This is a genomic window from Leptospira sp. B5-022 (assembly GCF_000347035.1).
In the GTDB taxonomy this organism is placed as follows: domain Bacteria; phylum Spirochaetota; class Leptospiria; order Leptospirales; family Leptospiraceae; genus Leptospira_B; species Leptospira_B cinconiae.
Window position 1 is genome coordinate 441,204 of record NZ_ANIJ01000006.1, and the last position, 14,197, is coordinate 455,400.

At 42.8% G+C, this 14,197-nt stretch carries 12 protein-coding genes; 8 read left to right on the forward strand and 4 right to left on the reverse strand.

Annotated elements, in window-relative coordinates; all coding sequences use genetic code 11:
• Positions 1 to 15 precede the first annotated feature (15 nt).
• From LEP1GSC192_RS02680 to rpoD, 6 genes are all read left to right on the forward strand, one after another.
• On the forward strand, positions 16 to 273 hold the full coding sequence (locus LEP1GSC192_RS02680) for a hypothetical protein (protein WP_020768026.1): 258 nt from the start codon (positions 16 to 18) through the stop codon (positions 271 to 273).
• Between the two features lie 68 nt (positions 274 to 341).
• Positions 342 to 806 (forward strand): hypothetical protein, encoded by a 465-nt coding sequence (locus LEP1GSC192_RS02685; RefSeq protein WP_020768063.1) that lies wholly within the window; start codon positions 342 to 344, stop codon positions 804 to 806.
• A gap of 202 nt (positions 807 to 1,008) precedes the next feature.
• Entirely contained in the window at positions 1,009 to 1,218 is a 210-nt protein-coding gene (gene rpsU, locus LEP1GSC192_RS02690; protein WP_008591132.1) for a 30S ribosomal protein S21, read from the forward strand.
• A 38-nt stretch (positions 1,219 to 1,256) separates the two neighbouring features.
• Positions 1,257 to 1,706, forward strand: a complete 450-nt coding sequence (locus LEP1GSC192_RS02695) for a GatB/YqeY domain-containing protein (protein WP_020768132.1) — start codon at positions 1,257 to 1,259, stop codon at positions 1,704 to 1,706.
• A gap of 11 nt (positions 1,707 to 1,717) precedes the next feature.
• On the forward strand, positions 1,718 to 3,508 hold the full coding sequence (gene dnaG / locus LEP1GSC192_RS02700) for a DNA primase (RefSeq protein ID WP_020768341.1): 1,791 nt from the start codon (positions 1,718 to 1,720) through the stop codon (positions 3,506 to 3,508).
• Between the two features lie 11 nt (positions 3,509 to 3,519).
• Positions 3,520 to 5,286 (forward strand): RNA polymerase sigma factor RpoD, encoded by a 1,767-nt coding sequence (rpoD, locus tag LEP1GSC192_RS02705; protein ID WP_036088715.1) that lies wholly within the window; start codon positions 3,520 to 3,522, stop codon positions 5,284 to 5,286.
• A 113-nt stretch (positions 5,287 to 5,399) separates the two neighbouring features.
• On the opposite strand, the gene LEP1GSC192_RS02710 is transcribed toward rpoD, so the two are convergent.
• On the reverse strand, positions 5,400 to 7,013 hold the full coding sequence (locus LEP1GSC192_RS02710; protein ID WP_020768148.1) for a glycerol-3-phosphate dehydrogenase/oxidase: 1,614 nt from the start codon (positions 7,011 to 7,013) through the stop codon (positions 5,400 to 5,402).
• Between the two features lie 62 nt (positions 7,014 to 7,075).
• Between LEP1GSC192_RS02710 and tyrS the strand changes: the two genes are divergently transcribed.
• Both tyrS and LEP1GSC192_RS02720 read left to right on the forward strand, forming a co-directional pair.
• Positions 7,076 to 8,293, forward strand: a complete 1,218-nt coding sequence (gene tyrS / locus LEP1GSC192_RS02715) for a tyrosine--tRNA ligase (RefSeq protein ID WP_020768409.1) — start codon at positions 7,076 to 7,078, stop codon at positions 8,291 to 8,293.
• 13 nt (positions 8,294 to 8,306) lie between these two features.
• Positions 8,307 to 9,506, forward strand: coding sequence for a polysaccharide deacetylase family protein (locus LEP1GSC192_RS02720; RefSeq protein ID WP_020768028.1), 1,200 nt, complete (start codon positions 8,307 to 8,309; stop codon positions 9,504 to 9,506).
• A 22-nt stretch (positions 9,507 to 9,528) separates the two neighbouring features.
• Here LEP1GSC192_RS02720 and LEP1GSC192_RS02725 read toward each other — a convergent pair whose 3' ends face one another.
• The 3 genes from LEP1GSC192_RS02725 to LEP1GSC192_RS02735 are packed head-to-tail and all read right to left on the reverse strand — an operon-like array spanning position 9,529 to position 14,163.
• Positions 9,529 to 12,906, reverse strand: a complete 3,378-nt coding sequence (locus LEP1GSC192_RS02725; RefSeq protein WP_020768522.1) for an efflux RND transporter permease subunit — start codon at positions 12,904 to 12,906, stop codon at positions 9,529 to 9,531.
• Positions 12,907 to 12,943: 37 nt separating this feature from the next.
• Positions 12,944 to 13,474: a peptide deformylase gene (gene def, locus LEP1GSC192_RS02730; protein ID WP_020768433.1), complete on the reverse strand. Its 531-nt coding sequence runs from the start codon at positions 13,472 to 13,474 to the stop codon at positions 12,944 to 12,946.
• A gap of 2 nt (positions 13,475 to 13,476) precedes the next feature.
• Positions 13,477 to 14,163, reverse strand: coding sequence for a hypothetical protein (locus tag LEP1GSC192_RS02735; RefSeq protein WP_020768391.1), 687 nt, complete (start codon positions 14,161 to 14,163; stop codon positions 13,477 to 13,479).
• Positions 14,164 to 14,197 lie beyond the last annotated feature (34 nt).

The following is a 14,197-nucleotide window of genomic DNA, read 5'->3' on the forward strand; positions in this document are numbered from 1 at the left end:
AACTCTATCGAGAAAATGAACGGTTGTACCGTAAATGAAAACGTATGGGAGGAGAAGATGAAAGACAGGGCAAAACGATTTAAGGATACCTTGGAACGTTATATTAACTACCGTGGAATAGATATCATTCTCACTCTAAAAGACGGAACCGTGATCGAGCTGGATAAAAATAGAAAAATGAACGGTGACGTGGTGATCAAAAACGGCGACTTCGGAATAGAAGCAGAAATCGAGATTTCTTCGATCCAAAAAGCGGATTTTTTTGCAGCTTAAATCATTCTTTAGTTCTTGTCCGACCTAATTTTATAGACTACAATTTTTCCCTTCGAGCGGGAGGAATTATGGAAGCGATAGGATTGATCTTCTTGGCCGGCTTTGTCGGAACCGTTTGTATGTTTCTTTCGATGTGGTCCATTCACTATGCAGGCTCCGTCAACGCGGATATGATCCGAGCCGTAGGAAGTTTTTTCACAAAGGATATGAATAGGGCCTTAGTCCCTGGGATAGTGACTCATATTCTCGTCGGGATCATATTTGCATTTCCCTATGCTTTCTTGATCAATCTAGCCCCTCATATTTTAATCGCTTCTATTGTAACAGGAGGGGCAGTGGGATTCTTCCATGGATATTTGGTAGGATTTCTTTTGGTGGTATTAGTCGCGAGAAATCACCCATTAGAACAATTTAGAGAAGCAGGGATCAGTGTAGCTGCAGCTCACGTTTTCGGCCATTTGATTTATGGAGTTGGGCTTGGAGTCATACTTGGTTTATACGGATACGGTTGGACCTCCATTTTGGCCATATAAGGTCATTTCGTGGATTTCTAAGTTTCGGACCTGAAAATCGGCCAAATGGCCTTGACTTCCCACCCAGTCAACAGAAATTAGTAAATACGGGGACTTTTGTCCTCAGACTCCGGACCTCTGTTCTTGCAGTGGGTCGGTATCGTTTTTTTTGCGATATTGTTTATCCGGTCCTAAAACAATCCAAACAGGAGAAATCCACCGAATGGTAGGAATCATTGTAAAGGAAGGCGAGTCCATCGAATCCGCTCTCAAACGTTTTAAGAGAGATTGTGCTAACGCCGGAATCATGAGCGAGATCAAAAGACGTGAATTCTACGAAAAGCCTAGTATCAAAAAGAAAAAGGCTTTAGAATCCGCAAAACGCAAATTAGAAAAGAAAAAACGTCTCTTCTCCCGCAAAGACCGCGGTTAATCCTCGGTCTTAGGTTCCTAAGAGATAGGGGAACGGGCATGTCCCTGCAATTAAAAATAAATACCGACCTGAAAGAGGCTATGAAAGCAAAACAAGAGCCTCTTCTCTCCACCTTACGCCTACTCAAGGCCGATATTCAATACGAGCTTACGAAAAACGGAGCCCAGGAATTAAGCGATGAGCAGATCATCGTCCTGATCAAACGTGGGTATGCAAAACGTACTGATGCAATCCAAATGTACGAAAAAGCGAATCGTACCGATCTTGCAGAAAAAGAAAAGGGTGAAGCTGAAATCTTAAAATCATATCTTCCGCCAGACGTACCCGAAGATCAAATCATCGCCGCCGTAGAAAAATTTGTTATAGAACTCGGAGCATCCGGACGCAAAGACATAGGAAAGGTTATGGGAAAAGTAATGGCTGAGTTTAAAGGCGCGAACATAGACGGATCAAAGGTTTCTGCGATCGTAAAATCTAAACTTTCCTAAGCTGGTATACCTTGCAGTTCCAAAGGGAATTTATCGACCGTATTCGTAGGGAAGTTCCCATCGAAAGTTATATCAGTCGATTTGTACCCTTACAAAAAAGAGGGAGAAACATGGTGGGTCTTTGTCCATTCCACCAAGAAAAATCTCCGTCTTTTAACGTTTCCTTAGATAAACAATTCTATCATTGTTTCGGATGTAAGGCCTCCGGAGATCTATTCCAATTCGTGATGAGTTACGAAAGAGTGGATTTCCAAAGAGCGAAAGAGATCCTTTCCGAGTATGCAGGTATCCCGATCCAGGAAAAAGCGAAAGAAGAAGTAGAAAGAACCGAACTCCTTTATAAAGTAAATAAGAAGGCTCTACTTTTTTTCCAAGAAAATCTGCGGGGACCTCAAGGTCTTGCAGCAAGAGAATATTTAAATTCCAGAGGTCTCGGAGAAGAGATCCAAAAATCATTTCAACTCGGTTATGCTCCCGGCGGGTTTAATCATTTAACCGGAAAAGTTTTTAATACAAAAGAAGAGATCAAGGCAGCTTTGGAAGTGGGCCTCATCCGCGAATCCGAAAAGGGAAAAGAACCTTATGATTTTTTTAGAGATCGGATCATGTTCCCTGTTTTCGATCTTTCCGGAAGAGTCATCGCATTTTCCGGACGAATTTTAGGCCCAGGAAAAGAGTCTAAATATGTGAACAGTCCTGCTTCTTCCATATTCGATAAAGGAAGAACGTTTTATCACCTTCACCAAGCAAAAGAATCCATCCAAAAGTCCAGGACTTCGATTTTAGTGGAGGGATATTTGGATGTGATCGGTCTCGTTGATAAGGGGCTAGAAAATACGGTCGCTTGTATGGGAACCGCTGTGACTGAAAATCATATCCGGACCATGAAAAAGTTCTCCGACAAATTCCTTCTCGTTTTGGATGGGGATTCGGCAGGCAGAAAGGGTGCGTTACATGCTGCGGAACTTTGCCTCAAGGAAGGCCTGGATTGTTTTGTTATATTATTACCGGAAGGAAAGGATCCTTTCGATATTTCCAAGGAATTGAATCGCCAAGAATTGCATAAACTATTGGAAAACCAGATCCCAGCTTCCTCTTTTGTAGTGGAAGAACTTTTGGATAAGGCGGATTCCCGCGCTCTTCCGGAAAAGAAAAGAAGGGCATTGGACAATCTTTACCAATTTTTGAAAGGATTCAATCGGGACTCCGATAGGGAGTTTTTTTTAGGGTTAGGGGCAAGAAGGCTCGGGATCAGCATGGATGCAGTTTTACGGGATTATAAGGGCGGAGGAGCCAAGTTTGCCTCTCCAGGGTCCGATAATAATAAGGATAAATCCGCCAAACGAGTATCAGGCCCGAACCCCGCCGAAAAATGCGAAAGAGAGATCATTGCCTTACTTGTGAAGGCGAATCATTTATTTCGTTTTTCCGAAGAATTATCCGGACTGGAATTCTTAGACTCTAAAAGTGCGTTTTTATGGGACTTTATATATACGAGATACGCAAGCGAAGAAGAAGTTTCTCCCGCTTCCGTGATTTCTTCCGAGATCCCGAACGAATTTAAGGAATCTATAGCGCCGTTCCTGATATCGGAAGCGGATATGAGTCCGGAAGATTCCGTGAAGGTATTTAAAGGATTATTAAATCAACAGAAACTTTTCGTGATCGATAAGAGAATGGAAGAGTTGGACTCGGGCTCACCTTTGGATGATCCCGAACATTTTACAAAACTGGCATATTATAAGACCGAGAAAGCAAAATTATTGGAATTTATCCGTAGTGAAAACTCGGGCGTAAGATAGGGGACCGCAGAATGGAAAATCTACAAAGCATGCCGGAAGTGCAGAAGATCATCGCGATAGGAAAGGCGAATAGCGAAATTTCCTACGACGAGATCAACGAAATTCTTCCGGATAAGATCTTAAACTCGGAGAAGATTGACGATGTATTCACGCTTCTTCACGAGATGGGAATAGAGATCGTAGAAGAATATACTAGAAAATCTTTGGAGCCGGCTTCTTCTATCCTGCCTAAAGACGATCCAGCTCTTCCGGTAAAACCTGCCCGCAAAAAGAAAGAAACGGCATCTTCAGCCGGCGGCTCGGAAGATCCGATCCGTTTGTATTTGAAAGAGATCGGAAAGGTAAATTTGATCTCCGGAGAAACGGAAGTATTTCTCGCTAAAAAAATTGAAAAGGGCGAGAAGATCATAGAGGAAACTATTTTAGGTTCTTCTATTTTAAGAGCGAACTTCATCAAACTTCTTCCTAAGATCCGTAGTAAAAAGACAAAAGTATATGATCTTGTTCGAGTAGACAAGATGTACGCGATGAACGCGGAAGAAGCGAAGAAGTTGGAAGAACTTTTCTTCAAAAACATCTCCGTCATCCAAGAACAGGAAAAAGTTTTACAAGAAGCTCAGTCTAGGATCCGCAAATATTCCGAAAACTCCAAAAAGTATAAAGAGTTCAAAGAGAAAATCGATATCTCGAAAGGTATCATCGACACTGCCGTTAGGGAACTTGAAGTTTCTCAAAAAGAGATTCAAAAAATTTCCCAAAAGATCAAATCCATGGTCTTCCGAATCAAGGAGATAGATCGTCATTTCTTAAAGATCAAAGCCCAATACGGTTACGACGTTAAGGACATCAAAGCGTTCAACCGTTTCATCGAGAAAAATGAAAAGTTAGAAGATATCGAAAAGATGATGGGAGTCTCTATCGACGAGGTTCGCGAGGTCATTAAGGATATCCGAAACAATGAGCGTAAACTTCGCCGTATGGAACAGGAAGCGGGTTCTTCCGTCCAAGAGATCAAGGACTGGGGCGAAAAGATCATCAAAGGTGAAAGAGAGATCGCTCAGGCCAAAAAAGAACTCGTTAAAGCAAACCTTAGACTTGTGGTTTCCATTGCAAAACGTTATGCAAACCGAGGAATGCATTTTTTCGACCTGATCCAAGAGGGAAATATCGGTCTCATCAAAGCTGTGGACAAATTCGAGTATAAGAAAGGATATAAATTCTCCACGTATGCTACTTGGTGGATCCGTCAGGCAATCACCCGTGCGATTTCCGACCAGGCGAGAACGATCCGTGTTCCGGTTCACATGATCGAACAAGTGAATAAAGTCATCCGTGAGACTCGTTTGTTCGTGCAGGAATTCGGTCGCGATCCGTCCAATGAAGAAATTGCGGAACGTTTAGGCTGGCCTGTCCAAAAAGTAAAAGCGGTTAAGAACGTAGCAAGAGAACCTATCTCTCTCGAGATCCCGGTCGGTTCCGAAGAAGATTCGGAATTAGGAGACTTTATCGAGGACAAAGATGTGGAATCTCCAGTGAATTCCGCAGCTTCCAGTATCTTAGCGGAACAAATCCGACAAGTCCTTCATACTCTTCCTGCAAGGGAACAGAAAGTGATCCGTATGCGTTTCGGTCTGGACGACGGTTATCCTCAAACTTTGGAAGAGGTCGGTTATCAGTTCAAGGTAACCAGGGAAAGGATCCGTCAGATCGAAGCAAAAGCTCTTCGAAGACTACGTCACCCATCTCGTTCTAAAAAATTAAGAGACTATATCGATTAAGATAGTTTCGCACGGAGTTCACTGAGGGTTTGTTTTAAGTGAAACTCAGTGTTCTTTGTGGGCTCCGTGCGAAATGATATCTTCTTTTCTTTGCGCCTTCGCGTGAGACTTTATTACTTACCTTTACCTTCGTAGGTAGATCTCAAAGACTCAATGAGTGCGATTGCCTCTGATTCTTTTTCTTTTCTCTGCGCGTCTTTCCAACCAAGTTGTTTCGCCAAGATCTGGGAAACAGGTGTTGCGAGTTTTGCCGCAAATTTTAGATCTAAGAACTGGACTCTAAATCGTCTTGCAAGAACGTCCGTCACTGTAAGTGCAAATTCTTCTTTTACGAACCACTCCACTTCTTCTTGGAAATATTCCGCACCTTTTAAAAGGGGAGTCGGCTTTTTACCGAGTATGATGAACACTTCTCCGCCATAAAAATTTTGGAGACGTTTAGCGGATACTTCACTTACCTTATACATTTTTTGAATCTCTTTGTAAAGATCTTCGGAATATCCAACTTTTCCTGGGAAGGCGTATTTTGCGGTTCTGCTCGAGCCGAATTCTTCTAAGGAAGCTTCTTTCAAAACTCGATCGATGAGATCCTCGGCCATCTTTCTATACGTAGACCATTTTCCTCCTCCCATTGTGATGAGTCCGGAAGGAGAAACAAGGATCACTTCTTCTCTGGAAATACTTTTTGTGTCTTGGTTTCCTTCCGGAGAGATGAGAGGTCGGATACCTGAGAAGGCGGAGATAATATCTTTTCTTTGAAGAGGTGAGGCTAAATATTCGGAACCTGTCTGCAATAGGAACTCCACTTCAGACTCCAAAGGTAGAGGATCTTGGCTAACTTCATGAATCGGTGTGTCTGTGGTTCCCAAAATTACATGGTCTTCCCAAGGAATGATAAATACGACTCGCCCGTCTTTCGTTTTAGGAATGATGAGCGCTGTATTACAAGGGATGATTTCTTTTTTGAAAACCAGATGGATACCTTGGCTAGGAGAAAGCACACGATAGGTTCTTGGATCGTCCTTTAGGCGCACATCATCCACCCAAGGACCTGTTGCGTTTACCACCACTTTTGCTTTTACGTTATAGGTTTCCCCGCTGATCAGATCTTTTACCTTTCCTCCCACAATTTTGCCGTCCTTCTTCTGGAAGGATAGAAGTTCCGTTTGGTTGAGTACCAGAGCGCCTTCCTTAGAAGCTGCGCGTGCCAGATTTACGTTCAATCTCGCATCGTTGAACTGAGAGTCGTAGTATAAGATCCCGCCGGTTAAACCCTTTGTTTGGAGAGCCGGAAAATCTTTTTCTACTTCTTCTTTCGAAACTCTTTTGTGAGACGGTAGATTTCCCTTCCAAGCCAGGATATCGTACATAGTCATTCCGATACTGTAATACGGTTTTTCATACAGTTTGTATGTAGGAAGAATGAACGGAAGAGGTTTGACTAGGTGAGGTGCGTTTTCCAAAAGTCTTTGTCTTTCCGTGAGTGCCTCATGTATCAATTTAAAATGGAATTGTGCGAGATACCGCACACCTCCGTGAATGAGTTTCGTGGAACGCGAAGATGTCCCGGCGGAAAAATCCGATTTTTCTAAAAGTGCTACTTTCAGTCCTCGAAGGCTTGCATCCAGCGCAGCCCCGGCTCCGGTGGCTCCCCCCCCTAAAATCAGGAGGTCAAATTGTTCTTCCTTTAATTTTTCAAAGCGGCTTTTGCGATCGTGTTTTTGCATCTACAAGGTCTTCCTGCTTTACAGGCTGATTTCGCCGGGTGAAATTGCAATAAAAGAGCCAAATGGAACCTAAAAAACAAATCGAATTGATACGACGCGGGACGGTCGACCTAATCAGCGAGGAGGAACTTACCTCCAAACTTACCAAAAAAAAGTCCTTAAAAATCAAAGCCGGTTTCGATCCGACAGCCCCAGACCTTCATTTGGGGCATTTCGTTTTGCTTAGAAAATTAAAACATTTCCAGGATCTGGGTCACGAGGTGAATTTTCTACTCGGGGATTTTACCGCGATGATCGGAGATCCTACAGGCAAATCCGAAACCAGAAAAAGACTCTCTAAAGAAGAAGTCCAAAAAAATTCAGAAACCTACCAAAGCCAAGTTTTTAAGGTTTTGGAAAAGGAGAAGACCAAGATTGTCTATAATTCCCGTTGGTGTTCCGGGATGAATTTTGAAGATGTTCTCGTCCTGACCTCAAAATACAGCGTTGCCCAGATTTTGGAAAGGGACGATTTTAGCAAAAGGTATAAGGGCGGACAACCTATCTCTCTTATCGAATTCCTATATCCTTTAGTCCAAGGTTACGACTCCGTAGAAATGGAAGCCGACGTGGAATTGGGAGGGACGGACCAAAAATTCAATCTGCTTGTTGGTCGGGAATTACAAAGAGAATACGGAAAAGAAGCACAATGTGTGATCACTCTTCCGCTTCTTGTCGGTCTGGACGGGGTTAAAAAAATGTCCAAGTCTCTCGGTAATTACGTTGGGATTACTGAGGAACCGATAGATATGTTCGGAAAACTCATGTCCATTTCGGACGATTTGATGTGGAATTATTTCGAATTGTTAACGGATCTTCCTCTAGAATCCGTTACGGAACGTAAAAAAGGGATCCAATCCGGAGAACTTCACCCGAAAGAAGTCAAAACGGAACTTGCAAAATTAATAATGGACCAGTTCTCTTCCCCGGAGGCAAATTCCGAAGCGATCGAAGAATGGAATAAGGTCCATAATCCGAAAGCAAGAGCTATCCCGGAAAATATTCCGGAAACAAAACTTGGTCCCGAATTTTTCCAAGAATCCGAGACTCCGCAGTTGATCTGGGTCCTCGCCAAACTAGGATTTGTTCCATCAACCTCGGAAGCGAGACGGCTCATCAAGTCCGGGGGGATTTATGTCGACGAAGAGAAACTTTCGGATGAAAAATTTACCGTTAGCAAAAACGCAGAATACTTGATTCGCCAAGGCAAAAAAGGAAAATTCATCCGTCTGGTCAGTTGACCGAAATCAGAACATGCTCAGCGAAGAAGAATCCACAGTACTTTCCAAGACGATCAAAGAGATCCAGGACAACGAAGTAGAGTCGGAAGTCCTGGAAAAAAAGTTTCGTCAGATCCGGATCGGTTCCTCCGTTTTCTTCTTCCTAACCTTAAGTATCACCACCGTTTTTGCTTTGGCAAGAAGGTTGGATTCTCTCCAAAACACGGTTCAAAAACAAAACGAAGTTATCTCCGTTCTCTCGGAAGATATTACAAGTTTACGATTGGAAGAACAACAAAGGGAAGAAGAGGTGCTTCGTTTTAAGTCCTCCATTCTGGACGATGTTCCTGACGGGGATCTAAGTGAAGAAGTTAATAAAAACCTAAATTCTTTACAAGCAGTCATCCCGAAACCCGGGACGGGAAAAAATATCAGCAGAGGAAATCCGAATTTTAAGGAAATTTCCCTTACATTCGATTTGGGTACCGGCGAGGATCTGCAAATACTTTATGAATTTATGATGAGGTTCCCGATCAAGGTGACCTTATTCGTTTCCAACGAGAATCCCGCTAAAAAAGGAGGATCTTTATTCTCCAAAACTAATATAGTATATCTGAAAAAATTAGCAGCCTTAGACGGAAGAGTGGTCTTCGGAAATCATACCTGGAGCCATTTTAATTTACCTAGAAGTTTAAAAGAATCCTCTCTTAGAAAAAGAGCACTTTTAAGCTATGTGGCTGACGAGATCCCTGATTTTAACCTTCTTTTGGAAGAACTTACGTCCGTAGAGGATAAATTCAGGACCATTACCGGACTTACACTTACCAAGTATTACAGGTTACCGTACGGTGCGGTTGATCAGATCATCTTGGATGTATACGCCACCCAAGGTTACGAAAATCATATTTTCTGGAGTAATAATACGGTAGGTTCCTTGGATGTTCCCGACTTCGTATATAAAAAATATATTACTAAAAAAGATACCGCTACCGGAAAAACAAAACTAGTACAAAATCCTCATTATAAAACCAAAGAGGAGATGTTGGATTTTTTATATCGCTGGGAAACTTCGGACAAAAATGGAATGAACGGTGCGATCATTTTGATGCACTTGGGTTCGCCTAGACAATCCGAAAAATTGATCTATATACTTCCCGATTTTATCCAGGCGATGTTAAACAAGGGTTATAAATTCGTAACCGTTCCGGAAGTATTGAACGAAAAGCAGGATTAAAACGCCACTTTTCGTTTTTAATTTACTTCTTTCTTTTACCTCTAGTATTCGTTACGATCTTCTCAGGTTCGCTTGCAAATTCCGGGCTTGGGAAATATACCGTTCCCCGTTGAGAACTCTTTTTTCCTGCAAAAATCCGATCCAACCAGGCTCTTAAATTTTCCATTCTTTTGGAAAACCAACTCTGGAAATTATACAGGTGAAGATAAAAGACGGGAACCATGATCAATGTGATGATACTTGCGAAAGCAAGTCCCCAGCCGAAGGCCAAAGCCATTGGAACTAGGAATGGATCGTAACCTCCGATTCCGTACGCGGTAGGCAAAAGTCCAAGAACTGTAGTTACGGTAGTTAAGGTAACTGCTCTTAGTCTTAAATTACCCGTATCTACTAGGATTTCCTTAATGTCCTTATTCGGATTTTCTTTTCGAAGAGTGTTTGCAAAGTCAACAAGAACGATGGAATCATTAACCACAACTCCCGCAAGTCCCACAATTCCGAGCATCGCTAAGAATCCGAAAGATTCTCCGTGGCTTACAAATGCTAAGATTACTCCGATAAAGGAGAAGGGGATGGCGCTTCCTATCACGAGCGGTTGCATCAAAGATCCGAATTGAGACGCAATGATGATGTACATGATTAGTAAAGCCATGAAGAATAAAAATCCTAAGGAACCCATGGATTCTTCCGTGTCTTTATTCTCTCCGCCGAAACGGACCATATAACCCGGGTATTTTTCGATAATCTTTTCTTGGTCCGCTAATTTTTTAGCGAAAGCATTTGCCTCGCTGGAATTGGCCTGTTTTCCACCAGCTAAGTTTGCTGTGACTGTGACTAAACGTTTTCCATCCAAGTGATTGATATTGGAAACCCCGGGAAGTCTTTGCATCGTGACGAGTCGGGATACCGGGATCATTTTGCCGATGGAATTCGAAACATATACATGATTTAAACTATCCACTGACTTCCGGTAAGATTCGGGAAAACGTACCTTTACTTCTACTTCTTCGTCCGTTCTTTTGATCTTAGTGGCGACAGTCCCTTGGAATGCGGTATTGATCGCTTGCGCGACCCTGGCTACCGAAACTCCAGCGGTGGAAGCAAGCGATTCGCTCACCCGGATACGGACTTCGTCCTTACCCTCGTTGAAGTCGTCTGCAATATCTGTGACTCCTTTTACTTTTCCGAGTACACCTTTGTATTCGGAAGCGATCTTCAGGAGAGTATCATAACTATCTCCTCTGATCTCGATCGCCACAGGTTTTCCGACCGGAGGGCCTCCGGACACTTTTTCATATTCTAAGGCGACCAATTTCCCTCTAAGAGATTCAAACTCTTCGGGAATAACAACAGGTTCAGGAACATCGCAAGGATTTTTAGCTTCCAGTGCTTCTTTTTGGATTTTATCCTCTTCTATTTTGCGAGAAGTTTCGTTGAGTAACCAGAGAGTTTTTCTTCTAATTTTCTGGATGATATCGTCCGTTTTGTGACATTTTTTACGGTTTTCTTCCGCAGTTAAATATGCCATTACCATTCCGTAATGTTTTCCTCTTTTGGTAAAAGGATCATTCGGATTAGCTTGGATGATCCCTACACGAGTCGCATAATTTTCCAGATCTTCCTGAGGGACTTTTGCGATCTCTTTTTCGATCACCTCTAAATAACGATACGTCTCATTTAGACTTGCACCGGTTTTTGCGGTGACCTTTACGTAGAACTGATCCACGGAACCGGGGAATAATTTAAACTTAGAGAATAATATCTGGATGATAAAACTAACGATCAACAAGAAAACAATCCCTATCGTCATTTTCCAAGGATTGTTCAATGCGAAACGAAGTGCAGGAACATATTTCGTATTTCTAAACTTAGAGAACCATCCGGATTCTTCCTTAATTTCTCCAGCTTTTACTCCGCCTTTATTGATATCGTATAAGTGATTCGGCAGAATGAAGAACGCCTCTGCAAGCGAGGCACAAAGTGCAATGATCACAACAAGCGGAATACTGAATACGAACTTACCGAAAATACCAGGCATGAATAGAAGTGGGGCAAATGCAGCGATAGTCGTAGTAACGGTTGCTGTTACCGGAGAAACCACTTCCAAGGTTCCCTTTAGAGTCGCTTCATAAGGAGGAAGTCCTTCTTCTATATATCGATATACGTTTTCACAGATGATGATCGCATCATCCACCAGGATCCCGACTACAAGGACCAAACCGAACATCGAGATTAAATTTAGGGTGAGCCCGAATTGGTCCATGATGAAGAATGTAGCGCCGAATGATACCGGGATCCCAAGAGCGGTCATCAAAGCCACTCTCCAGCCTAAAAAGAAGAATAAAGATCCTGTAACTAAGATCATCCCGAATGTAGCGTTGGAAATAAGAACGTTCAACCTGCGTCGAATGTATTTAGAAAGGTCGTTTACGAATGCGTATTGGAATTCAGGAGAACCTTGGCGAAATTTTTCTACGGTGGCTTTTACATTGTCCACTACCTTGATCGCATCCGCACTTTGTCTTTTTAAGACTGTAAGAGCTACGGTTTTGGTTCCGTTTACATTTTCAATATAATCCGCCTCCCGCAAACCTTCCGTTACTCGGGCAACATCCTGGACTTGGATCGCATTACCGATCTCGTTTCCTCGAACATGTACTCTGGAAATTTCATCCGGAGTATCGAATTCGCCGATCGTCCTAAGAATGATCTCCTTATCCAGACCGGTCACATTTCCGCCAGGAACGTTAACGTTACGATTTCTTAATGCGTTAATTACGTCTTGGCCCGTAAGATAAAATCCGGACAAACGATTCGGAAGAATATCCACTTGCATTTCGGTCTCTCTCCAACCCCTACGAGAAACCTTTGCTACACCCGAAATATCCAAAAGCGCCTGCTCTACGATCTTTGCCTGGGCACGTAATTTTTTCTCAGCCTCGACAGATCCATCATCCTCTTTTAATGTGATAGAAACCTCGATCACCGGTGTTCTTGCGGTCGTGATCTCCGTTACAATTGGATCTTCGGCTTCTTCCGGAAGGTCTTCTACCCGGTCAATGGCGGATTTGATATCATCCACCACCTTTTGGGTATCTTTTGTATCAGGATCCAAAGTAATCACTATACCGGATCTACCTTCGATAGAAGCGGATCTATATTCTTTGATCCCATCCACTTCTTTGATCGCTTTTTCCAGAGGATTTGTGACTAGTTTTTCTACCTCTTGGGGAGAGGCTCCCAGATATAATGTGGAGATGGAAACTATGTCGAAGTTGATATTCGGGAATGCTTCTCTATTCATCTTAACGGCCAGGAAACTTCCGGAAAGAATAATGAGTACTGTGAGTAAATTTACGAAGATACTTTTCGAGAGGAAATATTCGATGATACTTTTCATAGGGGCTTCCGCTTGAGGATTTAGGGGAGAAGTTATTTTAGTCCAGGATAGGACCGCTTAATTCCATGGAGTCGTTGAATCCGAACATTTTTGTACTTTTTAATCTATCTACGTACAAAACTCCGTTTAGATGATCGCATTCATGTTGGTATACGATCGCGGAATATCCTTCGATCGTTTCTTCGTGGGAGTTTCCTTTTTCATCCATCCATTTCATTTGGATCTTATTAGGTCTTTCTACAAAACCCCTCATTCCGGGAACGGAAAGACAACCTTCCCAATTACCGTCTACCGAATCCGTGATCGGTTTGATCTCCGGATTGATGATAATCCTTTCCGGCACCCTAGATGGACTATCATCTTCAGGATCGGAACCCACAACCACGATCTTTTTCATGATACCGATTTGAGGAGCAGCCAAGCCCACACCGTCCGCATGTCTCATCGTATCGAACATGTCTCGGATCAACTTTTTGAACTCTTTGGTTCCCAGTTCGTCGGGATGGACATCTTCGCTTGTCTTTCTGAGGAGGGGATCGCCGATTTTGAGAATTTTACGTACTGACATTTTCAGAACCTTGTCCTAGAGCTATCCTTCACCGGTTTTTGCCCACCAGATTTTAAGAACTGTTCTAGGATTTTAGACAGCATTCCAGCGGTCGGTTCCGAAAATTTGGGATTTTGAGCTTCCCATCTGAACACCGAGGTTGCCACAGAAAGGTTTTGTAAAATTTCGGCTTGGTCAGCTAAGGGGCCTACGGTTCTGGGAAGAAGTAATCCTACAGGACATTTTGCTTTTTGGGAATAGAGATCTTCCTTCTCCAAACCGTTCCAGAGTTTTTCCAATCCAAAAGGATCCCAAAAGAACTTAGGGATCTGGGTTAAATTCCGCAGAAACCAATCCGTTTTTTCCAAAAGGGACGTGGAGTATCCGGACGCCGGCATAGGATTCGGGAAGATCAGAAATGTAGAAAATATTTTATCATTCGGCTGGGTGAGAAGGGGCCATACCAGTCTCGTAGAAAATCCTTCCGCAACGAGAATCTGTTTCTTCTTTCGTTTTTTCAGAAAATCCAGAATATCGTCGTTGGTAAATCCGGAGAATTTTTCCGGACCCTCCGCCACAGTAAGATAATATTCGGAGGAAAGTTCCGGGCTAAAAGAACGATCGAAAGAATGTAAGGGGTCCCGAAGCCAAAGCACCTCGTCTTTTTTGGGATTTCCCCGGCTGGTAAAAGTCCAATGATTCTCTCGCATTAGTCTTGACAGTGATTAGGAATGGAAACTATCT

Coding starts and splice junctions, on each gene's coding strand:
- LEP1GSC192_RS02680 (WP_020768026.1), top strand. CDS start 16: ATGAACGGTTGTACCGTAAATGAAAACGTATGGGAGGAGAAGATGAAA.
- LEP1GSC192_RS02685 (WP_020768063.1), top strand. CDS start 342: ATGGAAGCGATAGGATTGATCTTCTTGGCCGGCTTTGTCGGAACCGTT.
- rpsU (WP_008591132.1), top strand. CDS start 1,009: ATGGTAGGAATCATTGTAAAGGAAGGCGAGTCCATCGAATCCGCTCTC.
- LEP1GSC192_RS02695 (WP_020768132.1), top strand. CDS start 1,257: ATGTCCCTGCAATTAAAAATAAATACCGACCTGAAAGAGGCTATGAAA.
- rpoD (WP_036088715.1), top strand. CDS start 3,520: ATGGAAAATCTACAAAGCATGCCGGAAGTGCAGAAGATCATCGCGATA.
- LEP1GSC192_RS02710 (WP_020768148.1), bottom strand. CDS start 7,013: ATGCAAAAACACGATCGCAAAAGCCGCTTTGAAAAATTAAAGGAAGAA.
- tyrS (WP_020768409.1), top strand. CDS start 7,076: ATGGAACCTAAAAAACAAATCGAATTGATACGACGCGGGACGGTCGAC.
- LEP1GSC192_RS02720 (WP_020768028.1), top strand. CDS start 8,307: ATGCTCAGCGAAGAAGAATCCACAGTACTTTCCAAGACGATCAAAGAG.
- LEP1GSC192_RS02725 (WP_020768522.1), bottom strand. CDS start 12,906: ATGAAAAGTATCATCGAATATTTCCTCTCGAAAAGTATCTTCGTAAAT.
- def (WP_020768433.1), bottom strand. CDS start 13,474: ATGTCAGTACGTAAAATTCTCAAAATCGGCGATCCCCTCCTCAGAAAG.
- LEP1GSC192_RS02735 (WP_020768391.1), bottom strand. CDS start 14,163: ATGCGAGAGAATCATTGGACTTTTACCAGCCGGGGAAATCCCAAAAAA.